At 62.6% G+C, this 23,526-nt stretch carries 25 protein-coding genes and 1 pseudogene; 13 read left to right on the top strand and 13 right to left on the bottom strand.

From position 1 onward, the window contains the following. The 6 genes from groEL to NKH28_RS18400 form a co-directional block, all read left to right on the top strand. Window positions 1-810, top strand: an 810-nt coding sequence (groEL, locus tag NKH28_RS18425) for a chaperonin GroEL (RefSeq protein ID WP_352979901.1), incomplete at its 5' end; no start/stop codon positions are given. A gap of 82 nt (window positions 811-892) precedes the next feature. Continuing rightward, window positions 893-1,054, top strand: a complete 162-nt coding sequence (locus NKH28_RS18420) for a hypothetical protein (RefSeq protein ID WP_352501782.1) — start codon at window positions 893-895, stop codon at window positions 1,052-1,054. Between the two features lie 154 nt (window positions 1,055-1,208). Beyond that, window positions 1,209-3,368 carry a transglycosylase domain-containing protein gene (locus NKH28_RS18415; protein WP_352471002.1) on the top strand — a complete coding sequence of 720 codons (2,160 nt, stop codon included), beginning with the start codon at window positions 1,209-1,211 and terminating at the stop codon, window positions 3,366-3,368. A 96-nt stretch (window positions 3,369-3,464) separates the two neighbouring features. After that, window positions 3,465-4,049 carry a DUF1214 domain-containing protein gene (locus tag NKH28_RS18410; protein ID WP_352471001.1) on the top strand — a complete coding sequence of 195 codons (585 nt, stop codon included), beginning with the start codon at window positions 3,465-3,467 and terminating at the stop codon, window positions 4,047-4,049. Next, window positions 4,042-4,590 (top strand): DUF1254 domain-containing protein, encoded by a 549-nt coding sequence (locus NKH28_RS18405; RefSeq protein ID WP_352471000.1) that lies wholly within the window; start codon window positions 4,042-4,044, stop codon window positions 4,588-4,590. Before NKH28_RS18410 ends, NKH28_RS18405 begins: the two co-directional genes overlap by 8 nt. Before the next feature lie 387 nt (window positions 4,591-4,977). Next, window positions 4,978-5,988: a DUF2336 domain-containing protein gene (locus tag NKH28_RS18400; RefSeq protein ID WP_352770653.1), complete on the top strand. Its 1,011-nt coding sequence runs from the start codon at window positions 4,978-4,980 to the stop codon at window positions 5,986-5,988. An 11-nt stretch (window positions 5,989-5,999) separates the two neighbouring features. Here NKH28_RS18400 and NKH28_RS18395 read toward each other — a convergent pair whose 3' ends face one another. The 4 genes from NKH28_RS18395 to NKH28_RS18380 form a co-directional block, all read right to left on the bottom strand. After that, window positions 6,000-6,347 carry a DUF1491 family protein gene (locus NKH28_RS18395; protein ID WP_352501779.1) on the bottom strand — a complete coding sequence of 116 codons (348 nt, stop codon included), beginning with the start codon at window positions 6,345-6,347 and terminating at the stop codon, window positions 6,000-6,002. Between the two features lie 94 nt (window positions 6,348-6,441). Then, on the bottom strand, window positions 6,442-7,215 hold the full coding sequence (locus NKH28_RS18390) for a peptidoglycan-binding domain-containing protein (protein WP_352683843.1): 774 nt from the start codon (window positions 7,213-7,215) through the stop codon (window positions 6,442-6,444). After that, the gene (locus NKH28_RS18385) at window positions 7,190-8,938 is read right to left on the bottom strand and encodes a sensor histidine kinase (RefSeq protein ID WP_352614963.1); all 1,749 of its coding nucleotides are present in this window, start codon (window positions 8,936-8,938) and stop codon (window positions 7,190-7,192) included. Before NKH28_RS18385 ends, NKH28_RS18390 begins: the two co-directional genes overlap by 26 nt. A gap of 64 nt (window positions 8,939-9,002) precedes the next feature. Continuing rightward, a complete protein-coding gene (locus tag NKH28_RS18380; RefSeq protein ID WP_352979899.1) occupies window positions 9,003-9,248 on the bottom strand; it encodes a hypothetical protein in 246 nt (81 codons plus the stop codon). A gap of 209 nt (window positions 9,249-9,457) precedes the next feature. Between NKH28_RS18380 and NKH28_RS18375 the strand changes: the two genes are divergently transcribed. Further along, window positions 9,458-9,826, top strand: coding sequence for a DUF5330 domain-containing protein (locus tag NKH28_RS18375; RefSeq protein ID WP_352470996.1), 369 nt, complete (start codon window positions 9,458-9,460; stop codon window positions 9,824-9,826). Window positions 9,827-9,939: 113 nt separating this feature from the next. After that, a complete protein-coding gene (locus NKH28_RS18370) occupies window positions 9,940-10,368 on the top strand; it encodes a SufE family protein (RefSeq protein WP_023677843.1) in 429 nt (142 codons plus the stop codon). 104 nt (window positions 10,369-10,472) lie between these two features. Here NKH28_RS18370 and NKH28_RS18365 read toward each other — a convergent pair whose 3' ends face one another. After that, a complete protein-coding gene (locus NKH28_RS18365) occupies window positions 10,473-10,898 on the bottom strand; it encodes a Ros/MucR family transcriptional regulator (RefSeq protein WP_023677844.1) in 426 nt (141 codons plus the stop codon). A 677-nt stretch (window positions 10,899-11,575) separates the two neighbouring features. Between NKH28_RS18365 and NKH28_RS18360 the strand changes: the two genes are divergently transcribed. From NKH28_RS18360 to NKH28_RS18350, 3 genes are all read left to right on the top strand, one after another. Continuing rightward, window positions 11,576-13,687: a S9 family peptidase gene (locus NKH28_RS18360; RefSeq protein WP_352979897.1), complete on the top strand. Its 2,112-nt coding sequence runs from the start codon at window positions 11,576-11,578 to the stop codon at window positions 13,685-13,687. A 77-nt stretch (window positions 13,688-13,764) separates the two neighbouring features. Beyond that, entirely contained in the window at window positions 13,765-14,391 is a 627-nt protein-coding gene (locus NKH28_RS18355; protein WP_352614937.1) for a LysE family translocator, read from the top strand. A gap of 144 nt (window positions 14,392-14,535) precedes the next feature. Continuing rightward, complete coding sequence (locus NKH28_RS18350) at window positions 14,536-14,919, top strand: SET domain-containing protein (RefSeq protein ID WP_352470993.1); 384 nt, start codon at window positions 14,536-14,538, stop codon at window positions 14,917-14,919. 11 nt (window positions 14,920-14,930) lie between these two features. Here NKH28_RS18350 and NKH28_RS18345 read toward each other — a convergent pair whose 3' ends face one another. The 4 genes from NKH28_RS18345 to NKH28_RS18330 form a co-directional block, all read right to left on the bottom strand. Next, window positions 14,931-15,881, bottom strand: coding sequence for a cytochrome c (locus tag NKH28_RS18345; protein WP_352979895.1), 951 nt, complete (start codon window positions 15,879-15,881; stop codon window positions 14,931-14,933). A gap of 9 nt (window positions 15,882-15,890) precedes the next feature. Continuing rightward, entirely contained in the window at window positions 15,891-16,334 is a 444-nt protein-coding gene (locus tag NKH28_RS18340) for a c-type cytochrome (protein ID WP_352449059.1), read from the bottom strand. A gap of 176 nt (window positions 16,335-16,510) precedes the next feature. Continuing rightward, entirely contained in the window at window positions 16,511-17,107 is a 597-nt protein-coding gene (locus NKH28_RS18335; protein WP_023677850.1) for a superoxide dismutase, read from the bottom strand. 107 nt (window positions 17,108-17,214) lie between these two features. Then, window positions 17,215-18,093: a branched-chain amino acid aminotransferase gene (locus NKH28_RS18330; RefSeq protein ID WP_352470990.1), complete on the bottom strand. Its 879-nt coding sequence runs from the start codon at window positions 18,091-18,093 to the stop codon at window positions 17,215-17,217. A 151-nt stretch (window positions 18,094-18,244) separates the two neighbouring features. Between NKH28_RS18330 and NKH28_RS18325 the strand changes: the two genes are divergently transcribed. Then, the gene (locus NKH28_RS18325) at window positions 18,245-18,907 is read left to right on the top strand and encodes a haloacid dehalogenase type II (RefSeq protein ID WP_352470989.1); all 663 of its coding nucleotides are present in this window, start codon (window positions 18,245-18,247) and stop codon (window positions 18,905-18,907) included. A gap of 173 nt (window positions 18,908-19,080) precedes the next feature. Further along, entirely contained in the window at window positions 19,081-19,905 is an 825-nt protein-coding gene (locus tag NKH28_RS18320; protein ID WP_352540739.1) for a L,D-transpeptidase, read from the top strand. Window positions 19,906-20,260: 355 nt separating this feature from the next. Here the strand turns inward: NKH28_RS18320 and NKH28_RS18315 are convergent, their stop codons facing one another. From NKH28_RS18315 to NKH28_RS18300, 4 genes and pseudogenes are all read right to left on the bottom strand, one after another. Then, on the bottom strand, window positions 20,261-20,680 hold the full coding sequence (locus tag NKH28_RS18315) for an Ohr family peroxiredoxin (protein WP_352470987.1): 420 nt from the start codon (window positions 20,678-20,680) through the stop codon (window positions 20,261-20,263). 55 nt (window positions 20,681-20,735) lie between these two features. Further along, window positions 20,736-21,797, bottom strand: coding sequence for an alpha/beta fold hydrolase (locus NKH28_RS18310; protein WP_352979893.1), 1,062 nt, complete (start codon window positions 21,795-21,797; stop codon window positions 20,736-20,738). A 46-nt stretch (window positions 21,798-21,843) separates the two neighbouring features. Then, window positions 21,844-22,596 (bottom strand): SDR family oxidoreductase, encoded by a 753-nt coding sequence (locus NKH28_RS18305; RefSeq protein ID WP_352470985.1) that lies wholly within the window; start codon window positions 22,594-22,596, stop codon window positions 21,844-21,846. Window positions 22,597-22,687: 91 nt separating this feature from the next. Further along, window positions 22,688-23,352: pseudogene (locus NKH28_RS18300) on the bottom strand (VOC family protein). Window positions 23,353-23,526 lie beyond the last annotated feature (174 nt).

Below are 23,526 nucleotides of genomic sequence, written 5' to 3'. Positions count from 1 at the left end.
CTCAAGGTAGCGGCCGTCAAGGCGCCTGGCTTCGGTGACCGCCGCAAGGCGATGCTGGAAGACATCGCCGTGCTCACCGCCGGACAGATGATTTCCGAGGATCTCGGCATCAAGCTGGAGAACATCACCATAGACATGCTCGGCCGCGCCAAGCGCGTGCTGATCGAGAAGGACACCACCACGATCATCGACGGCGCCGGCGAGAAGACCACCATCCAGGCGCGCGTCCAGCAGATCAAGGGGCAGATCGAGGAAACCACGTCCGACTATGACAAGGAGAAGCTGCAGGAACGTCTCGCCAAGCTGGCGGGCGGCGTTGCCGTCGTCCGCGTCGGCGGCGCCACCGAATCCGAGGTCAAGGAAAAGAAGGACCGCATCGACGATGCGCTGAACGCCACGCGCGCGGCCGTCGAAGAAGGCATCGTTCCCGGCGGCGGCGTCGCGTTGCTGCGCGCCAAGGCTGTGCTGAAGGGGCTGACCGGAGCCAATGCCGATGTGACGGCAGGCATCTCGATCGTGCTCAGGGCCCTTGAAGCGCCAATCCGGCAGATCGCCGAGAATTCCGGCGTCGAAGGTTCGATCGTCGTCGGCAAGCTCGCCGAGGGCAAGGATCACAATCAGGGCTTCGATGCCCAGAACGAGGTCTATGTCGACATGATCAAGGCCGGCATCGTCGACCCGGCGAAGGTGGTACGGACGGCGCTGCAGGACGCGGGCTCCATTGCGGCGCTTCTGATCACGGCGGAAGCCATGATCACCGACGTTCCGGCGAAGGAAGCCGCTGCTTCGCCCGGCGGCATCGGCTATTGACCAGCCACTGCCGGAAACAAGCCTGAAAGACAGCCGCCGGGGTATCTTCCCCGGCGCGCACCATCGGCAAGGAGATCGATCAATGATCGCATTCGTCCCGAAGCCAAAGGCAGCGGCGAAAATCGAAGTGGCCGAGGAAAGCCGCTTCGATCGCATTCGCAGGCTTGCCGACAAGCACAGGAAAGCCAACGCCGGCATGATAGGCCGCGACCCGAAAAAGATCGCGGACAAGCGTCCCATGTGACGACTGCCAATGCTCGGCACCTCGCGCAAGCGCGGAACCTTCATCGCCCTTGTAGGCAGCGCCAAAATGGACGAATAGTCATAGCGGCGCGCCGCCGTGAAATTGCCGGCATGCGGTTTCTCAGTTGGCGGCATCGCCGCAGCCGGATCCTGGAATGGCCAGTCCTTTGGAACCACGCAAGAGAAGAGGTCCGATCGCCGCAAGGCTGCTGGCGGTGGATGCGTGGATTGATTCCTCGGTCTACGAAATCGGCTTCAGGGCGCGCCAGTTCTGGGAAGCGGCGACCATCTTCTCGCGGCGTTTCCGTGTCGACGGCTGGCGCCGCGGCCTGATCGAACTGTTGAGTGAAGGCTTTACGCTCGGTGCCGGCGGCATCGTCGTCCTTTTGGCGCTGGCCTTGCCGGCCTTCCAGATAACCGCCGGCGACTGGCGCACGCAAGGCGACTTCGCCGTCACCTTCCTCGACCGCTACGGCAACGAGATCGGCCAGCGCGGCATCATCCAGCGCGATTCGGTGCCGGTCGACGAGATGCCCGACCATGTCATCAAGGCGGTGCTGGCGACCGAAGACCGCCGTTTCTTCGACCATTACGGCATCGATGTGCTCGGCCTGTCGCGCGCCATATTCGAGAATGTGCGGGCAAATTCCGTCGTCCAGGGCGGCTCGAGCATCACCCAGCAGCTGGCCAAGAACCTGTTCCTGACCAATGAGCGGACATTCGAGCGCAAGATCAAGGAAGCCTTCCTGTCGCTGTGGCTCGAAGCCAATCTGTCGAAGAAGGAAATCCTGCAGCTTTACCTCGACCGCGCCTATATGGGCGGCGGCACCTTCGGCATCGAGGCGGCAGCCGATTTCTATTTCGGCAAGAGCGTCAAGGACCTGAACCTTGCCGAGGCGGCGATGCTGGCCGGCCTGTTCAAGGCGCCGACCAAATATGCGCCGCACATAAACCTGCCCGCCGCCCGGGCGCGGGCCAATGTGGTGCTGTCCAACCTGGTCGATTCCGGCTTCATGACCGAAGGCCAGGTGCTGCAGGCAAGATTACACCCGGCCGAAATCGTCGACCGCGGCGAGCAGAAGAGCCCCGACTACTACCTCGACTGGGCCTTCGACGAGGTCAAGAAGATCGCCGCCAAAGGCGGCCCGCACTCGCTTGTCGCCCACACCACCTTCGACGCCAACATCCAGAAGGCGGCCGAAGAATCGATGGAGTTCCACCTCCGCCAGTTCGGCAAGGAATACAACGTCACCGAGGGCGCCATCGTCGTCATCGAGACCAATGGCGCGGTCAGGGCGATCGTCGGCGGCCGCGACTACGGCGCCAGCCAGTTCAACCGCGCCACCAAAGCGCTTCGCCAGACCGGCTCCTCGTTCAAGCCCTATGTCTATGCGACGGCGATGGAGCATGGCTTCACGCCGGATTCGGTGGTTTCCGGCGGACCCATCTCCTGGGGCAGCTGGTCGCCCCACAATTACAATGGCGGGTCGGCCGGCAACGTCACGCTGATCACGGCGATGGCCAAATCGATCAACACGGTGCCGGTGCGGCTGGCCAAGGATTATCTCGGCATCAAGCCGATCAAGGCCATGGCCGAGGCGATGGGCGTCGAGTCGCCGCTGGAATCGCACAAGACCATGGTGCTCGGCACGTCGGGCATGACCGTGATGGACCAGGCGACGGGTTACAGCGTATTTGCCCAGAACGGCCTTGCCGGAACCCGGCACGGCGTCAGCCAACTCTTCACCCGTACCGGCGAGGTGGTCTACGACTTCGCCAAGGATGCGCCGCCGCCGCATCGGGTGCTGTCGGAGCAGGCGCTCAAATACATGAACACCATGCTGGCGGCGGTGCCGGTGATCGGCACTGCCCGGCGCGCGGCCCTTCCAAACATCGTCGTCGCCGGCAAGACCGGCACGACCCAGTCCTACCGCGATGCCTGGTTTGTCGGCTTTACCGGCAACTACACGGCCGCCGTCTGGCTCGGCAATGACGACTTCACCGCGACCAACAAGATGACCGGCGGCACGCTGCCGGCCATGGTGTGGCAGCGGCTGATGGTCTATGCGCACCAGAATATCGACCTCAGACCGATTCCCGGCCTCGATCACCCCTTCGTCGATGCCGAAATTGCCGCCAAGGCCGAGGAAGCGGAAAAGAAGAACGCCGAACAGGCAGCTGCCGATGCCGCCGCCGAGCGTCCGCCGGTGCTGTCCAGCCGGACCACCCAGACCCTGAAGGAACTGACCAGGCTGTTCCAGGCGGCACCCGTGCTCGACGCGCCCGCTGCACCGGAAACCCTCTCGGCGCTGTGACGCCCAATTGCGCGGGGCCGCTTGCCACAAGGCCCTGCGCCGCGATATCCCCGAGCGGCAATCTTTCAGTCCCGGCCTTCGGTTCCCTGCCTCCTCATGCTCAAGAACGCCTTCCTGACACTGCTTTCGCTTGCCATCGCCGTCGTCGGCGGTGGCGGCAGCGTCTGGTATGCACTGAAGCTGCAGGATGGCGTCGGCGCCATCAGGATCGGCCAATGGACCGCCTTCCCCGATATCGGCACGCCGACGGCAGATCCCTATTCGAAGGCCCGCGTGGCTCGCGAAGGCGTGCTGGCGCTCGGACAGGCGGAAGGACTGTCCTTCATAGCCGAGCGCGATTCCGGCGGCGAACAGCTCCAGCGGCAATGTGCCTACAAGATCGCGGGCGGCTTTCCCACCGCCCGGTTCTGGACGCTTTATGCCGCCGACCAGTCGCTTGGCGTGGTCGAGACCGGCAAGCCGAGGCCGGCTGCGCTGCAGTCCTATCAAGTGCTGCGCCAGGCCGACAATTCGGTGGTCATTTCCGTCGGCAGCCGCCCAGCGCCCGGCAACTGGCTGCTGACCAGCGGCGCCGGCAAGATGTACTTGGTGCTTACGTTCTACGACACGCCGATCGCCAGCAGCACCGGTCTCTCGGACGTCACGCTGCCACAAATCCAGAAGGTCGGCTGCAATGCGTAGCCTGCTGCATGCCGTGCTGCTCGGCCTGCTCGGCGCCGGCATCGTGCACATCATCGTGCTGCTGCTCGTCCCCGAGTTCTCCGAACGCGACGCCTGGTCGCGATTGGCCATGGCTTCGGATCTCTACAAGATGACCAGGCTCGACGCGGAAGCCGGCGGCGCGCCGGTGGTGAAATCGGTCGATCCGCTATTTTATGCGGCGGCATGCCGTTTCGATCTTGCCGAGGGGATGGTGCGGGTCAAGGCGCCGGGCAAGGTGCCGTTCTGGTCGATATCGGTCTATGACCGCGGCGGCCACAACATCTACTCGTTCAACGACCACAGCGCGACCGCAGGCATGCTCGACACCGTTGTGCTGACGCCGGCCCAGATGATCGAGGTCCGCAAGGATCTTCCCGAGGAACTGCAAGGGGCCATCTTCGTCGAGGCGCCGATAGAGGAAGGCGTATTCGTCATCCGTTCGTTCGTGCCCGACGACAGCTGGAAGCCGATCGTCTCGCGGTTTCTCGAACAGAGTTCCTGCGAACTGCAGGATTTTTAAGCCGGTTCCGATGCTCAGTGATGCGGTACCGGCAATGTTCCCGAAGGTCCCGGCTTGTCAGGGCCGGCCGGCCGCGTTTCGCCGGTCTGCGGCCGCTGTTCGTAGCGGACCCCGGGAAAGATGATCACTGCCGCCGGCGCGGTTTGTTGTGCTCGATTGGTTGCCGCCGTTCGCGGCACGAAAGACAGTACCATGCCCATGGTTCGCGTATTCCTCTCGGTTGCCCCGGAGCACAACGCAACGCCTCCATAGTCGATTAAGAAGGCAGTAGGTTAACGGAGCGCTAACGGATCGCCGCTAAATTGATCTTTGTTCTTGGGAAACGCGAAACCGGTACAGCCCGGCAGAGCGCTGTCCAGATCGTGTCGAGTGTCGGGCGTATCCTTCGTGTCAGCTTCGGATTTCAGGCAAATCGCAGCAGGAGCTGAATCGGGAAAGGCCGAAAGGCTGTTTCGCGCCGCGGTATCGGCGTTCTGCTCGCTCACCCGCCCTTCGCGCCGGGAGATCGCGCAGCTCGAAGACCTGACGCTGCCGCTTTTCGAGAATGTCTCGGTCGAATCGCGCCGCTACGTCGCGGCTGCCCTTTCCGAATGCGAATATGCACCCGCCGCGCTGGTGCGGCGGCTTTGCCAGGAGCGGGTCGACATCGCCGCTCCGCTGCTGATCCGCTCGCGCGCCCTCAGCGACGTCGACCTGATCGCGCTGATCGGACGTCACGGCCTGCCGCATGCCCGTGCCATTGCCCGCCGCAAGGATCTCAATCAGACGATCGCGGATCTCATCAAAGTGCTCGAAAGGCCGACGCTGGTGCGGTCGCAGCAGCAGCCGGAAACAACCGCCAAAGCCGCGTCCGAAAACGCCGAAGTGGTTGCGGGCGAGGTCAACAGGCAAGAGGCTTCCGATGCCGCTGAAACTGTACGCCGCCGGTTGCGATCCATGATGCGCGCCGAGAGCGGCGCTTCCATCAGTCCGTTCGTCGAGCCACAAACCTATGTCAATCTGCGCGAGACCGCGCTGACCGGCAATGCGGCATTCTTCCAGACAGCGCTCGCCGATGCGCTCGAAGTCGATTTTTCAACGGCGCGGACGCTCACCGCGAGCCACAATTACACACCGCTGCTGGCCGCCTTGCGGGCGCTCGACCTCAGCGAAGACAAGGCGTTCCTGATCACGGCCGCCATCTATCCGACCGAGTTTCCGCACCCGCAGGCGATCCGCATCTTCCTCGACCGCTACCGCCTGCTGCACCGCGACGCGGCGTTGGACAGGCTCCGCGGCTGGAAGGCCGAGACCGTGTCGAAAATCGTTCGCAAGCCTGGGCGCGTCGCCGCAAATGCCGACCTGCGCAAGCCGAACAGCGCCGATATGACCGCCACCCCAAAGGCGCGTCGCGTCTGAAGGGCTTGCCGTTAAGACGCCTTGACCGAGATAAGCTCCTCGACGCGAATGGCGCCCGCCTCGATCTCGACCACCCAGATATCCGGATCGAATCTCTTCTCGCGCTCCAGCCGCGCGTCGAAGATGGCGGCATCGTCGCCTTCGCCAAGCAGGCTGAAAAAACGGTCGTCCGGCCTGGCTGAATCGTAACTCGTCTGCGGCGCCGGCCCGAACAGCGCCATCTCCCCTTGCCTGCCCCGCGCCAGCACGAAAACCGCGCCGGCTTCCGTCGCGCCGCGCTTGACCACGGCGGCAAAGCCGCCGGCGCTGAAAACCCGGCGCAACAGCGCCGACACCCACAGATCGGTGGTTACCCGCATGGAGAAGTCCTGGACATGCGGCGGTCCTTACAGCATTGGCCGGAAGACCGTAACCGGTCTTTGCGAGGCGATCGGCGAGCGGCCGTTTCGACCCTTAGTTGGTCAGGCCGATCTCGCGCATCTTGACGTAGACGATCTCGTCGGGCTCGCCGGTCTCCGGCAAGCCGAACAGCGCCTGGAATTCCTTGATCGCGGCCTTGGTGCGCGCGCCGACGACGCCATCCAATCGCATGTCGTCATTGCCGAACGCCTTCAGTCCGGCCTGGATCTTGACGATGCGGGGATCAGGTGTTTGCGCCACCGCATTTGCCGGTGCGGACGCTGGAATGGCGGTTGGAACAGCGGCCGTTTCGACCGGCCGCGGCACGGGATGCGGCACCACGGCTGCGGTCGTCGGCGTGGCACCCAGTTGATCCAGCAAAACGCTGTCGATCTCGCCGGAGGCATTTAATCCGACCTTCTGCTGATAGGCCTGGATGGCCTTGCGCGTATTCGGTCCGGGAATCCCGTCGACGGTGCCGGAATAGAAATCGAGATCCTTCAATATGCCCTGGACCTGCTCGACGACCGGGTCGCTCTTGATCGGCGCAGCGGCCGGACGCACGATATTGATGGTGGTTTCGGGCTCGTCGCTGTCCGCCCGGGGAAAGCGCTCGATACTCCTCGTGGCGAAAAACGCGCCGGCATGCGGAAAAGGCTGGTACCAAAGCGCGTTCGCCGAGACGTAGAACAGCGTCACCAGGAACGCGGTGGAGCCGCCGACCACAACAGGATTGCGCGAGATCAGGCTGCCCAGCGCCATCGCTCCGTGCTCGAAGGCATTGCCGCGGCGTTTGACCGCCCTAGGCTGTTTTGCGGAGCGACCCATTGCTCTCCCCTTTGCCACCGTCCGCCTTGGCTTTGACTGCGGACATCGGCACCACGCCGGCCTTCTCCGCCGAGCGGCCCGTCGGGCCGTTCACGGGAAGGCTGATCGTCACCGTGGTGCCCTCGCCAGGCATGCTTTCGATCGACATGGTGCCCTCGTGCAGCGCCACCAGCCCCTTCACCAGCGAAAGCCCGAGGCCTGTGCCTTCGAAACGGCGGGTATAGTCGTTCTGGATCTGCATGAACGGCTTGCCGAGATTGGCGAAATCTTCCTCGGCGATGCCGATGCCGGTGTCCCGGACCCAGAAATGCAGCCGCGAGCCGATGCGCTTGGCGCCGATGACGACATTGCCGCCTTCGGGCGTGAACTTGATCGCGTTGGAGACGAGATTGATCAGGATCTGCTGCACGGCGCGACGGTCGGCATTTATTTCGCCTGCGTCCGGCGCGATCTGGGCCTGCAGATCGATAGCCTTTGCCTCGGCTTGCAGGCGCATCATCGATTGGCACATCTCGACCGCTTCGCGGAAGCGGAACGGTTCCGGTTCGGTCGCGTAAGCGCCCGATTCGATCCGCGATACGTCGAGTATCGAGGTGACGACGGCAAGCAGGTGCTGGCCCGAATCCCTGACCAAGCCGACATATTCCTTCTGGCGAGGATCCTTGAAGCTGCCGAACATCTCGTGCAGCAACATGTCGGAAAAACCGATGATGGCATTGAGCGGGGTGCGCAACTCATGGCTGACGACGGCAAGGAAGCGTCCTTTCGCCACCTCGGCGGAGGCAGCCGCCTCATTGGCAGCGGCAAGCTCCTGGCGCAGTCCGGCCAGTTCGTCGTTCTCGCGCAGAAGAAGCGTGAAGACAGTCTCCTGCCCCGGCGCGCGCATCATCTCGAGCGAGAACGGCCGGTAATTGTCGGCCGTCACGCCGCTGCTCTGCGGCAGCCGGACGCGAAGGTCGAGCCGGCGCGACAGGGCGCCATCGCGCATATCGGCCAGCGCACTGAGATACGGGACGCGGTCGGACAGATGGATGCGATCGAAAAGTCCGGTGCCGAAAAGCAGCTCCGGCGGCAGCCTCAGCATAGTGCGTGCCTTAGCCGAGACGTCCAGAACCTCACCATGCGCAGCGATTCGCAGCACGACGGCGTCGATCAGGTCTTCGAGCCGGTGGCTGCCGGCCGGATCGAGCTGTGCGTTGGCGGCGCCGCGAAGCGGAGCGATACGCGGAATGAGCGTGAGTGCCCAGGCCAGTGGTACCAGCCAGTGCCATGCGGCGATTTCGGTCTGGTGGGCGAGCGGCAAGACTGAACCGGCTAAAGGCTGCAGCAAGACTGCGACAAAGGCCGATATGGCGCCCCAGACCACGGCACGGCGCGATTGGCCGATCCACCACGCTTCAAACGGCAGCGCCACTGCGAGCAAGGCAACCGGCGAGGCCACACCGCCGGCGGCAGCGATAAGGGCACCGAGGGCAACGCTGCCGACGACCAAGGCGAGTTGGCCGGCCAGGGTCATCTTGCCCGAGGCAGCCACCAGCAGGGCGGCGAACCAGCAAAGGCCGAACGCCGCAAAGATCGCAGCCACAGTCACGGCCGCGCCCATTCCCGACGTGACCAGCGTCACCGCTGCACCCGCGCTGAAGAAAGGCGCCGCCAGCATGACGCCAATGAACCGGCTGTGGCGGCGACGATCGCTCTGGCCGAGTACGGACGGATGAACCATCCGTTCGCAACCGGCGGCTATCGCGCCCGGCAACTCGGCGTATCTGGCCTTGATCGCACTCAACTCAACGCACCCGGTCGTGAAAGGCCCTGCTTTGCAGGCGGCTTTTGTCGATCCGAAACTCGCATCCAGCGTTTAAGGAATGGATAAGGCTGGGCTGATCGTCCCCCGGCTGGCTGCAAATATCGGGATACCGGCGGGGAAAAACCGGGGCAATTGTCGCCATAGTAAACGGAGCGTTATCCACACCGCCCGCGCCTGCACCTGCGACCAATGGCATCAACCTGTCGCCGATTAAGAAAATGATCATGAAAAACAATAGGTTGGATAGTTATTATTTGCTGAATAAAATCTGAACCGTTCGAGGCAAATGAACTTCAAAACGCTTCGTTTCGAATCTGCCTAAAATTTGAGGAAAACTGTTGCTTTCGGGACAAGCCGTCCTTTGCGCGTCTGTGTCAGTATCGCGGTACAAGGGTCGTGCGGTTCGGAGGCATGACCGTCATAAAGGACAGACAGATGGGCTTTCTGATAAGAGCTGCTTTCTGGTTTTCGCTGGTGCTTCTGGCGCTGCCGCTGGGTGTCGGCGCCGATGATGCGGGCCGCGAAAGCGTCGGGCCGCTCCAGGCGCTGTTTGCGGCGCGCGAAGCCGTCGGCGATATCGCTGGCATCTGCGAGCGCAAGCCGGACGTGTGCGAGACCGGCAAATCGGCAATGCATACCATCACCGCCCGGGCAAAGGAGACCGCCAAGATCGCGGCTGCCATGCTGGACGACAAGGCCGCTGAACCCGATACAGTGACGACTACCGGCAGCGTGCCCGGGGAAATCGTCTTGCCGGCGAAAGTCGATCTGCCGGCGAAACTGCACTTGCCGGCGAAGAACTGAGACTGTTTCGGCCGAATTCATCGCCGGACCGCAAGGCTCCCCATGCCCGGCGCCTGCGGCGTTTCTCCTCTTTTTCCGTGACGCGGCAGCGCCGGATCACTATATCCGGGAGCATGACGACGACGATCCAGACCATCCGCGACGACTTTTCCCTGCTCGACGAGTGGGAAGACCGCTATCGCTATGTGATTGAACTGGGTGAAGCGCTGCCGCCGTTTCCCGATGAGCAACGCATACAAGCCAACAAGGTGCCGGGCTGCGTCAGCCAGGTCTGGCTGACTACCGAGCAAGGCGGGGGTGTCGACCCCGTTATCACCTTCAAGGGCGATTCCGACGCGCATATCGTGCGCGGCCTGGTCGCCATCATGCTGGCGCTGTTTTCGGGACGGCCGGCCAGTGAAATCCAGAGGACCGACGCCGAGGCAACGCTAAAGGCGCTCGGACTTGACGAGCACCTGTCGCCGCAGCGCGCCAATGGTCTCCGCTCGATGGTCAAGCGCATCAAGCGTGACGCCGAGGCAGCGTTGAAGCAGACCGCCTGACCGCACGGCAGTTGCTGGCGGGCATGGCGGGTTCGACCTTGACCCCATAATACAAAACGGCGCCCGCAGGCGCCGTTTGAGTATCAAACCGGAAGAGCCGCTTGTCAGCGTCCCTTGCGCTTGCGGCCGAGACCCATCTTCTTGGCGAGCTGCGAACGGGCGGCCGCGTAATTGGGCGCAACCATCGGATAGCTCGGGTCCAGGTTCCACTTTTCGCGATACTGGTCGGGCGTGAGATCATAGTGGGTCATCAAGTGACGCTTGAGCGACTTGAACTTCTTGCCGTCTTCGAGACAGATGATGTAGTCGTCATGTACCGACCGCTTCGGATTTACCGCCGGCTTCTGCTTGTCGGCAGGCGGCTGCTCGGCGGCCCCGCCGACACGCCCGAGAGCGGCATGGACATCGGCGATAAGGTTCGGCAGTTCGCCGACCGGTACGGGATTGTTGCTGACATAGGCAGCCACCACATCGGCGGTGAGCTCGATCAGCGCGTCACTGTTTCTGGAAGGTGTTTCGGTAATATCCATGGCGTTCAGGTCCCAACGAGAATTGTTTCTGTCTACGCCCTATTTTTGGCAGGCAGGGCATCGCGCGAACTTGTGCAGGAAAAAGCCTCCGCGATTCGCGTCGCGGCATCTTAATGAGCCTGAGCGCCAAGTAAGTCAATTCGCTTCTTGCGGTCTATTCAGCGATACAAGTCAAATATTCCTCATTCAGCTTCACTCTTTCGTGCAAAGTGTAACCTTGCCGTTTTTTCTGGTCAGACCAGCATCGACTGACGCGGCGGCAAGCAGCCATTACACAAACGGCAGCAGGTAAATAGAGTTCGATGCTTGACCCTGCCGGCGGCATTACAGCCTGGATGATCGGTGGATTCAGTAAAATCATAGGTTGCGAAGCGTTACTGTTGCTCGCGAGCCGTCGCCGGAGCGGTGCGCTGTGTCATTGAAATGGGGTAATGTATTTCCGTAGACCCAGCCATATCGGCCACTTGCCAAGCCGCGAAGGCAGTTGCATGAGATTGACCGGCACTGGCAGGGTCATCGCAGCGACGGCGAGAACCGCGGCAGTCCGAGAAGAAATATTCGTTATCCGTTCCTCCAGCCCGTCCTCTCGAGCCACCACGACAATAGATCATAGCCCTTGAACCCGCGCTGCTCGGCGTGTTCATTCGCCATTCAAGTAGCTTCCACAGCGAGACGCAATGACCAGAACCCCAGTGTTTCCGACCGCCACGCCGCCGCAGCCGGAGAAGCGACCGATCTTCGACACGCATCACGGCATAACGCGGACGGACGATTATGCCTGGCTGAGGGCCGCCAATTGGCAAGAGATGTTCAGGGATCCGTCCCTGCTCGACGGCCAAATCCGCGCCCACCTCGAGGCCGAGAATGCTTATCAGGCGGCGCTGATGGCCGATACGGTCCAATTGCAGAAGCAGCTTTTCGCGGAAATGAAGGGACGCATCAAGGAAGACGATTCTTCCGTGCCGATGAAGGACGGACCTTACGCCTACGGCTCCTCCTTCAAGCTTGGCGGCCAGCAGCCGCGTTATTTCCGCACGGCGCGTGACGGCGGCGACAAGCAGATATTGCTCGACGGCGATGCCGAGGCCGAGGGCAAGCCCTATTTCCGCCTGGGCGGCGTCGATCATTCGCACGACCACAGCAAGCTGCTCTGGGCCTTCGACGACAAGGGTTCCGAATTCTACACGCTGCGCGTCCGCGATCTGGCCGGCGGCAACGATCTGGCGGACAGGGTCCCGGACACCGGCGGCGGCGGTGTGTGGGATGCCGGCAATGACGGTTTTTTCTACACCCGCCTCGACCCCAACCACCGTCCTTCCAAAGTGCTGTTCCATGCGCTTGGCGACGGTCCTGAAAACGACCGGCTGATCTACGAGGAGACCGATCCCGGCTTCTTCATGGATGTCGGTGGCACGCGCTCCAACGAGTGGATCATGATCGGCATCAACGATCATGAGACCTCGGAATACCGCATCATGAGCGCCAACGATCCGTTCGCAGAGCCGAAGCTGGTTGCGGCGCGCCAGACCGGCCTGCAGTACGAACTCGAGGAAGGCGGCGACATCTTCTTCATCCTCACCAATGCCGACGGCGCCAAGGACTTCAAGATCATGACGGCGCCGGCCCACGATCCGGTGCGCGCCAACTGGCAGGAACTGGTGCCGCACGAAGCGGGCCGGTTGATCCTTTCGGTGATCGGCTTCAAGGACCACATGGTCCGGCTCGAGCGCAAGGAAGGCCTGCCGCGCATCGTCGTACGCGACCGCAAGAGCGGCGAGGAGCACCTGATCTCCTTCGACGAGGAAGCCTTCTCGCTCGGCCTGTCCGGCTCCTACGAATACGACACCGAGATCATGCGCTTTTCCTATTCGTCGATGACGACCCCGGCGCAGGTCTTCGATTACAACATGCGCACCCGCGAGCGGATGCTGCTCAAGACCCAGGAAGTGCCGTCCGGCCACAACCCGGAGCACTACGTCACGCGCCGGCTGATGGCGCCTGCCGCCGACGGCGAACTGGTGCCGATCTCGCTCCTCCATCACCGCGACACGCCGCTCGACGGGTCCGCACCTTGCCTGCTTTACGGCTACGGCTCCTACGGCATCACCGTCCCGTCCGCGTTCAACACCAATCTGTTTTCGCTGGTCGACCGCGGCTTTGTCTACGCGATAGCCCATGTTCGCGGCGGCAAGGACAAGGGCTATGGCTGGTACGACGACGGCAAGCGGGCGAACAAGATGAATACGTTCACCGATTTCATCGCGGTCGCCCAGCATCTCGTCGCCGAGCGCTATACACAGCATGACCGCATTGTCGCGCAAGGCGGTTCCGCCGGCGGCATGCTGATGGGCACGGTCGCCAACATGGCGCCGCAATGCTTCGGCGCCGTCGTCGCCGAGGTTCCCTTCGTCGACGTGCTCTCCACCATGCTCGACGCCAGCTTGCCGCTGACGCCGCCGGAATGGCCGGAATGGGGCAATCCGATCGCTTCGGCGGAGGATTACCGGACCATCGCCGCCTATTCACCCTACGACAATGTCGCCGCACTCGACTATCCGCCGATCCTGGCGCTGGCCGGCCTGACCGACCCGCGCGTCACTTATTGGGAGCCGGCCAAATGGGTGGCGCGGTTGCGCGACCGCAAGACAGGTGGGAATCCGGTGCTATTCAAGATCAACATGGATTCAGGCCATGCCGGTGCCTCCGGCCGGTTCTCCAGGCTGGGGGAAATCGCCTTCACCTACGCCTTCGCGCTCAAGGTGACAGGCAAGGCCGAGCTTGCGGCGTGAACATCGGCGGATGAGCGGTCATTGCCTTCCGTTCCGCGACGTGGCTTCATTGGCGGTGAGAGTTGCGGAGCCCACCGATGATCGATCTCGCCACGTTGATAGCTTATGTCGCGGTTGTGCTTGGCTTTGTCTTCATCCCGGGTCCCGCCACTCTTCTGACGGTGGCGCGGGCAACCAGTTCCGGAACCAGGGTGGGCATTGCGACCGGCGCCGGGATCGCGGCCGGCGACGTGGTTCACACCTTCATGGCGATCGTCGGCATTTCGGCGATCATTGCCACGTCGGCGGCGCTTTTCAGCATAGTGAAGTACATCGGCGCAGCCTACCTCATTTATCTCGGCATTCGCGCGATCATCGAGAAAACGCCGGCCTATCCGGCCGCCGGCGCACTTGCGATCCCCGCTTCCAAAGCATTTCGGCAGGCTGTTTTGACCGAGGTTCTCAATCCCAAGACCGCGCTTTTCTTCCTCGCATTTCTTCCGCAGTTCGTGCGGCCTGAAAACGGATCGGTGATGCTTCAACTGGCGATATTGGGCGTCATCTTTGTTCTGTTGGGCCTCGTCAGCACGGTGGTTTTCGCCGTGGGTGCGGGCGGCCTCGGTGCATTCCTGCGCCGAAACCCGACGGTGCTGAGATGGCAAGGCAAGGCTGTCGGCGGTATCTATTGCGCCTTGGGCATCCGGCTGGCGCTGCAACAGCGCTAGGGTCTCGACAAGCGACGCCGTATGAGGCTTCGGATACTAGGCAGGCACAGTTGATTTTCCGCTCGCAATTGCAAAGGCCGCGCGCTACCCAGTGCGCGGCCTTTTCACGGTCGCCGCCAACACTCAATCATCCAGGGATCTGCCATGTTGCTCGTCGATGTCTATCTCGACAAATCGCCCATCCAGGGCATCGGCGTCTTTGCCAAGAACCACATTGCCCGCGGCACGCTGGTCTGGAAGCTCGACCCGAAATACGACCGGCGCATCGAGGTGGAGACCTATGAGCGGGAAACCGGGCCGGTCAAAACCTATCTCGACCGCTACGCCTATCCGGACCGGCGCGACCCGAACTACATCGTCTTCGAGGCCGATGATGCGCGCTACATGAACCATGCCGACGACCCGAATTGCGACGTCTCGCAGCCGGAGGAGACCTATGCCTTGCGCGACATTGCGCCCGGCGAGGAAATGACCTGCGACTACAATCACTTCTTCGAAACCGGCTTCGACTTTCTCGGCGACCGCTGACGCAACAGCTGTCAGCTCGCCGGCTTCTTGCGCGCCGGATAGCCGTTGGGATGCGGCGGCACGGCTTTCAGGTAGGCGGCGATCGCCGAGCGGTCCTCCGGGGTCAGCACGGCCATGTTCCGCTGCACGTCGACCATAGCGCCGCCGACCGTATCGAAATCCGGCGTGAGGCCGGTTTCGAGATAGTTGGCGACGTCGGCCTCGGACCAGTCCGCGATGCCGCCCTCGCCCGACGTGATGTTCGGCACGATGCCGCTGCCTTCGGCGGCGGCCGCACCTGCCAGCCATTGGCTCTTGCTGGTGCCGCCGGCAAGATCCCGCGGCGTGTGGCATTCGCCGCAATGGCCGGGGCCTTCGACCAGATAGCGGCCTGTCAACACCGGATCCGGTGTGCCGTCGGGAAAGGAAACGACCGGCTGGTCACTCAAATAGAGCAGCTTCCACAAGCCAAGACCGCGTCGGACGTTGAAGGGAAATGCCAGCGAATTGGCGGGCGCCTTGCCGGCGACCGCGGGTAACGTCTTCAGGAATGCATAGAGATCGGCAATGTCGGCCGGCTTCATGCGCGCGTAGGAAGCATAGGGAAATGCCGGATAGAGATGCTCGCCCGACGGCGACACGCCCTTCAGCATGGCGTTGGCAAGATCCTCGACCGACCAGGCGCCGATGCCGTCCCTGGTATCCTGCGATATGTTCGGCGGCACGAAGCTGCCGAACGGCGTCTTGAGCTCAAGGCCGCCGACCAGCCGAAGGCGGGCGTCGCCTTGCGAGCCGGGCTTGGCATGACAGGATGTGCAGCCGCCGGCGTAGAAGATGCGCTTGCCCCTGGCGGCGTCGCCGGGACCAAGCTCAGCCAGCGTTGCGGCATCGACCCTGACCGGAGCCGACAGCAACCAGCCGGCAATCGCGGCCGCGCCGCCCAGAACGAGGGCGGCGCCGACAAATTTCTTCAGCAAGCGCATTGCCCGCTATCAGCCTTTTTTTACCCGGTAGTTTTGATGGCAGTTGCCGCAGCCGCCGCCAATGGTGTTGAACTGCGCCTTCAACGCGTCGGCATCCGCAGGTGCTGCGGCGACCGCCGCCTTGACGTCGGCGAGGTACTTGCCTTCAGCCGTCTTGAAGCCGGCCATGTCCTGCCAGATTTTTGGGGACGCCGTGGTGTCGCCGGTGTCGCTGCCGGCCGGGAAAAGCGTGTCGACGCCGGCATGGAATTTCTCGGCATTGACCTGCAGTGCCTGCAACGCCGTCAGCACCGAAGCTGCGTCGTAGGGCGTCTCGCCCTTGACCACTTTCGACAAGCCGGCGGCGATCTTGCCACGTTCCTTCATCAGGGCCTGCCGGTCGGCTACCGGGTCGGCAAATGCCGCCGAACCAGCGAAGGCGAGCATCGAGATGGCGAGGATAAGCTTTCTCATTCACTTGGCTCCATGTTGAAGGCAAATTCAGGATGCGGTCCCACCCCGATGACAAACGGCAAGGATGGCCTAAAAATTCCGACGCTTCGCCTCACGCTTGCGTGAAATTTTTGCAGCTGTCGTTCTGATGCTGAAAAAGAAAAGCCCCGGTTCTGCCGGGGCTTTTCTGGAACGGATCAGGCCTTTTCGTAGAGCTCGAGCACATAGTCCCAGTTGATGAGACTGTCGACGAAGGCTTCGAGATATTTCGGCCGGGCGTTGCGATAGTCGATGTAGTAGGAGTGTTCCCAGACATCGACGCCGAGGATCGGCGTCGCGCCATGGACGAGCGGGTTCTCGCCATTCGGCGTCTTCGAGATAGCCAGCTTGCCGTCCTTGACCGAGACCCAGGCCCAGCCCGAACCGAACTGGGTGGTGCCGGCGGCGATGAAGTCGGCCTTGAACTTGTCGTAGCCGCCAAGGTCGCTGTCGACCGCCTTTTGCAATGCGCCGGGCAGCTTGTTGCCGCCGCCGCCCTTCTTCATCCATTTCCAGAAATGGATGTGATTGTAGTGCTGGGCGGCATTGTTGAAGAGGCCCGCATTCTTGCCGAAGGACTGTTTGACGGCCTCTTCGACCGACAAATCGCCCATGCCCGCCTCGGCGGCCAGCTTGTTGCCGTTGTCGACATAGGCCTTGTGGTGCTTGTCGTGATGATATTCCAGCGTTTCCTTGGACATATAAGGCTGCAAAGCCTCGTAATCATAGGGCAAGGCGGGCAATTCAAAAGCCATCGGTCGTACTCCCTCGTGGAAAAATCCGGTGTCGATACCGGACTAACATAGGACTGGATTGGTCTGGAACAACTCCGGAAACGAAGCGCCGGCCGCTTTTTAGCGGGTCAGCCGGGCGAAGTCGAATGCGCCCATTCCCAATAGAGTTCGCGCGCCTTCTTGGCCACCGGTCCGGGCTGCAGATTGCGATCCTCGATACGGGTGACCGGCACCACTTTCGAGTGGTTTCCGGTCGAGAAGATTTCGTCCGCCTCCAGGAAATCGCGGATCGACAGCGTCTTTTCTGTCGTCGTGAACCCGTATTCGCCAAGCAGGGCCATGGTGCGCGCGCGGGTGATGCCGGAAAGGAAGGTGCCGTTCGGCGCCGGCGTCAGGACATGGCCGTCCTTGACCAGAAAAATATTCGACGTGCCGGTCTCGGCGACATTGCCCAGCATGTCGAGCACGAGCGCATTGTCGAAGCCGCGCATCTTGGCTTCGAGGATGGCCCGGCCGTTGTTGGGATAAAGGCAGCCGGCCTTGGCATTGGTCGGCATGGTTTCGATGGTCGGGCGCCGGAACGGCGACACCGTCACCGAAAACCCCGCCGGCGAGATCATCGGCGATTCATAGAGGCAAAGGCAGAAACGCGTCGAGGCCGGGTCGGCCGGCACGCCCATATAGCCGCCATGCTCGGCCCAATACATCGGCCTGATATAGACCGCCGTCTTGCCGTCGAACTTCTTCAGCCCGTCCCAGGTCAGGCCGACGATCCTGTCGGTGCTCATCGTCGGCTTCAGGCCGAGCGCGATCGCCGAGGCGTTTACCCTTGCCGCATGGCGATCGAGATCGGGAGCGACGCCCTCGAACCAGCGGGCGCCGTCGAACACGCTGGTGCCGAGCCACATGGCGTGACTGCGCGGCCCTAGAATGGCAACATTGCCCTCGTACCAGTCGCCGTCGACGAAGGTCCATGTCGCGGATTGCGCCGCAGTCGCCAGTGTCATTGCCAGGTTCCGTTCGATGCTTGTTGCGGCGCATTGGAAGATGCTTTGGCGGCCGCCGTCAACCGGCTTGGCTGAGATTTGTTGAGGCCAGCGGGCTGGCGGACTGCAATCAGCGCTTGCGCCTTGCCTTACGCGGCCTCAAAACTGTCGAATGCAGTTCGCGGCTTACGTTTTCGACGCCTATGGCACGCTGTTCGACGTGCATGCGGCCGTGCGCCGTCACGCCGACCAGATCGGGCCGGACGGCCAGTTGCTGTCCGATATCTGGCGCGCCAAGCAGCTGGAATATTCCTGGGTCAGGACGCTGATGGGGGCCTATGCCGATTTCTGGCAGCTCACCGAGCAGGCCCTCGACTTCGCCCTGCGCAAGGTTCCATCCGCCGATGCCGGGCTGAGGGCGAAGCTGCTCGAGGCCTATTGGCGGCTGGACTGCTATCCGGAGGTACCGGCCGTGCTCAAGGCGCTCAAGGCATCGGGGGCAAGGCTGGCGATCCTGTCCAACGGTTCGCCTGAGATGCTGGAAGCGGCCGTCAAATCCGCCGCGCTCGACCAGGTCCTGGACGACATCTATTCCGTCGACAGCGTCAAGCGCTTCAAGACCGATCCGTCGGTCTACGACATGGTCACCACGGGCTGGCGCCTCTATCCGGGCGCTGTCTCTTTCCAGTCATCCAACCGCTGGGACGTCGCCGGCGCCACCAAATTCGGCTTCAGGACGGTGTGGATCAACCGCGCCAATCAGCCAGAGGAATACCGGGATTTTCCACCGGCCCTGATCCTGCCGTCCCTTGAAGGTCTGGTCGCCGGGGGGTGACACCGGAATGTTGCGTCGGCGCAACAGTGACGATCCAGTCACAGCTTTGCCTTTGTTTGTCCACCCTGCGGCCAGAATTGGAACCGCCTATCGCGCCGGGCATTGCTCGGGCAACCGCGCGCAACCGGGCGCATTCATGCTTTGTTGCGATTTGAGACTTAAAAAAGGCAATCATGTTCACACCCCCATCGTCCTCTCTGCGCCTGAGCCGTCGCGGTTTCCTCAACGCAGCAGCCCTTGGCGCCGCCTCGGTCGCGGTCTCCAGTTGCACCACGCTGTCGCAACAGCCGGTCGAGCCGCCGCCGCCGACCTATGTCGAGCCGGCGCTTGGCGACTATGTGACGATGTATGGGCCGATGTCGGATGGCGGCTTCGAGCTGCCGGCCATACCGGTCGACAAGATCGACCCGCAGTTCCTGCGCCAGATCGTTGACGATCCGACCGGGCAGCAGCCGGGCACCATCGTCGTCGACACCACCAATCACTTCCTCTATCTGGTGCGCCCGGGCGGCCAGGCGATCCGCTATGGCGTCGGCCTCGGCCGCGCCGGCTTCGAATGGTCGGGCGATGCGGTGGTCCAATGGAAGCAGAAATGGCCGAAATGGACGCCGCCGGACGAAATGATCGCCCGCCAGCCCGAACTAAGACCGTACAGCGCCGACAATGGCGGCATGCCCGGTGGGCTCAAGAACCCGCTTGGCGCGCGGGCGCTCTATCTCTTCCAGGGCAACCAGGACACGCTCTACCGCTTGCACGGTTCGCCGGAATGGCGGTCGATCGGCAAATCGGTGTCGTCGGGCTGTGTTCGCCTGATGAACCAGGACATTATCGATCTCTACGACCGAGTGCCGAACAAGACCCCGGTCGTGGTGACGGCCGATATCGGCCAGCCGATGGTGGCGACAGCAAACCGCAAAGCCATCCCGATCGACGCCGGCGTGCCGGAAGGATCGATCCTGCTCGGCCCGGTCAAGGCGATCACAGACTCGATCTTCTGAGCTGACGGAAGCACAGGCGGGATTGCTCACGGCTCCTGCTGGTTTTGCCGAGCGTCGGCTTGCCCGTGCCGGTGCCCGCCTTTGGATTTGATGCTTAGGTTGAGGCGGACTTTGCCGCACCTGTGTGCAGACGCCACCAGTGACAGCTCATGACCCCGGAGCGGACATTTCGCGCTCAGAAGGGATTATCACGGTGATCGGAGGGATACCCCTCCTGTCATCCTGACCGTATTTGTGCTGGATGCGCTCTGACAGGTGCGATGCCGTGGCAGGTTTTTGTAGACCTTGGCGCGAAGGAATGATCCAAAATGTAACCCTGGCCATGCCAATTGCTTCAACGATCGATGCAATCCACTCAGAGCAGGTTGATCGCAATTTGCACGTTGCCGCGCGTCGCTTTCGAGTACGGACAAATGTCGTGCGCCTCGTCGATCAGGGCTCGTGCGGTATTGTACTCCACGCCAGGCAGGCTGACGTTGAGCCGAGTGCTGAGAGAGTAGCCGTCGTCCCCGAGATTTAGATCAACCTCGGCATCGATTCTCACTCCGGCCGGCAGCATAATTTTTTGTTCGTGAGCCACAGACGCAACCGCGCTTGCGAAGCTGGCCGACCAGCCGGCTGCAAGCAGTTGCTCCGGGTTGGTGCCGATGCGCGCCGATCCGGGTATGGAAAGCCTGATGTCCAGAAGGCCATCAGAGCTGCGCGAGGCGCCATTCTCGCGGCCACCTGTGGTTGCGGTCCTGGCCGTGTAAACAACCCTTGCGATCGGGTTCATAGGCATTCTTTTGGTGGTTGTCGTACCTGCCGGAGGGGCGGCGCCGCGAACTCGATCACGCGTCGACCTCGACAACGGCGTCGGCAAAGGCCTGTGGTGCTTCCTGAGGTAGGTTGTGTCCAATGCCGCCCATGACTACCCGGTGGCTATATCTGCCTGAAAACATCTTGGCGTAAGCGCTGGCGTCCGGATGCGGCGCGCCATTGGCGTCGCCCTCGAGCGTCATCGTGGGCACGGAGATGACGGGTGCCTGAGCAAGCCGCTGCTCCAGTGGATCATATTGCACCTCGCCTTCTGCCAGGCCGAGCCGCCAGCGATAATTGTGGATGACGATCGCGACGTGATCCGGATTGTCGAAGGCCGCAGCACTCCGCTCGAACGTGGGCTCATCGAAATTCCATTGCGGCGAGGCGAGCTGCCAAATCAGCCTGGCGAAATCGCGCGTATATTTCTCGTAGCCGACACGGCCGCGATCGGTAGCGAAGTAATATTGGTACCACCATTGCAGCTCGGCCTTCGGCGGCAGCGGCAGTTTGCCGGCTTGCTGGTTGCCGATGAGATAGCCGCTCACCGAGACCATCGCCTTGCAGCGTTCCGGCCACAGGACGGCGATGATGTTCGCCGTCCGAGCGCCCCAGTCGCAGCCGGCAATCGTCGCCTTCTCGATACCCAGCGCATCCATCAGCGCGACGATGTCGGCAGCGATGGCCGACTGCTGACCATTGCGCATCGTCTCGTCCGACAGGAACCGCGTCGTGCCGTATCCGCGCAGGTAGGGCACGATCACGCGGCGGCCTTTCGCCGCCAGAATGGGCGCAACGTCGACATATGTGTGGATGTCGTAAGGCCAGCCATGGAGAAGGATAACGGGCGCACCGTCGGCAGGGCCGGCCTCTGCATAGCCGACATTAAGGACACCGGCATCGATCTGCCTGGGTTCGCCGAACGAGTTCTTTGCAGTGTGCATCGCAGACGCCGTCGTCTGGTCGACTCCAATGGGCGCCGCCCTCGCTGTCGCGGTCATGCCGAGTTCGGCAAGCGTCATGCCCATTGCGGCTGCACCGATCAGGCGACGGCGGCGCTCATCGATTTTGTCGCAAACACTGATCGTGTTCATAGTGATGTCTCTTTGTGATGAGGCAATGTGCTTTGTTCCTGCGTAGTCACGAGACGAGCTGCTGGCCGCCGTCGAGGTCGTATGTCGCGCCCGTCAGCGCCGTGTTGCTCATGATGTGAACGGCGAGCGCGGCGACATCAGCCGGTCCGACGACACGTCGGATTGGCAGCGTCGCGCGCAGTTCATCGCGCCGCTTGTCGAGGTTGTCGCCGAGCAGCGACGCCGACAGTGGCGTGTCGACGAAGCCTGCGGCGATCAGGTTGACGCGTATCGGCGCGAGCTCGAGCGCGAGATTGGCGATGAGCGCGGGGAACGCGACGGTAACCGTCGAGACGATCGCGAGGCCTGGTTTTGGGCGGCGTGCGCCCGTGCCGCCCATGAATATCAGTGAGCCGGCCGACCCGACCTTGCCAGCGGCGCTGCGTGCCACATTGAGCGCGAGCAATAGGTGGTCCGTGAGATCGTGTCGTGCCTCCTCGGGAGGAATTTCGAGGGGAGAGCGATAATGGGGAGCGCCGGCAGTAACCATCACATGGTCGATCAAGTCCGGCAGATCTTGAAAGAACGACTTCAGCTGGGTCGCATCATTGGCGTCGAAGGCGGCGGTGCCCTCAGCGCTAATCTCGCACGCTGCTTGATCGAGGCGGTCGCGATTGCGTCCGGTGAGGATGACGCGGGCGCCTTCGGCGCGGGCACGCCGGGCGGTCTCCAGACCGATGCCGGCGCTACCGCCGATGACGACGACGGTCTGGCCAAGAAGTTCAGGTTCGCGCTGAGTGGGGATGGCTGCGGTACTCATGATTTCCTCCGATAAAGGCCGTCAGGTCGCCACGATCTCCGCAGGCCGCGAACGAATACGGCGCCAGTGTGCCGCCGTCTGGAAGCTCTTCCTACTGCGGCAGTTCCTCGCCAGACTGCTCGGCCACTATGTATTCGGCGTACCAGTCCGGCCAGTTCTCGTCACGCTGGCCGCCGGTCCGCTTCTCGTGCTCTCCGTGGGCGACCGACGCGCGCCGCATTGCGGCGGCCAGGTCGCCCTCGGAGGCGAAGCTCGTCGCCTTCGAGTCGATCCGGCCCGGAAACCGGGTGGTGATCTCCTGGAGCAGCCAGCCGTTCCCGTCGGGATCGCTGAACGTTGCAAAGGAGACGTAGCTGCGTCCCTCCGGGTCCCGACCATTGACAGCAGGCTGTCCCGGACCGGCACGGTGGAACACTTCGCTCACATCTGCACCGTGAGCGATGAGCTCGGCGCGCGCCGCTACGATGTCGGACACGATGAGATAGAGACCCTGTGTCGACCCCGGCGCGGCCGAGGTGACGCCTTGCCGAAGTGGATCGAGCCAGGCGAGCCCGGAGGCGTGAACTGCACAACCCGGAACATGTCGCCGACCGCGAAGTCGGCATCGAGCCGCCAGCCGAGGCCCTCGTAGAACTGCTTGGAGCGGTCGACGTCTGCGACCGGAATAACGACAACCTCGAACTTCAGGTCGACGGGACGTGCGCTTGCGGTGTCGGAGGTCTTTTCGCCCTGACGGGCCGTTGCGATGTCTGACATGGTCGTTTTCTTTCCAGTTGGGTGGGACCTGGTCCTGCCCGATCGTTGCCACGTAATGACCGAGCCTGTTCTGGATCTCTCTGCTGCATGTCGGCCAGAGCCAAGTTCTCTTCGACGTATTTTGACGCGTCGAGCGCACGGAAACGGTCCGCCGGAGTGCAGAGTGAGATGCGC

The sequence above is a fragment of the Mesorhizobium sp. M1227 genome (assembly GCF_040318315.1).
Lineage (GTDB): Bacteria > Pseudomonadota > Alphaproteobacteria > Rhizobiales > Rhizobiaceae > Mesorhizobium.
Note: the sequence above shows the minus strand (reverse complement) of the source record. Positions and strands in the feature narration are given on the sequence as shown.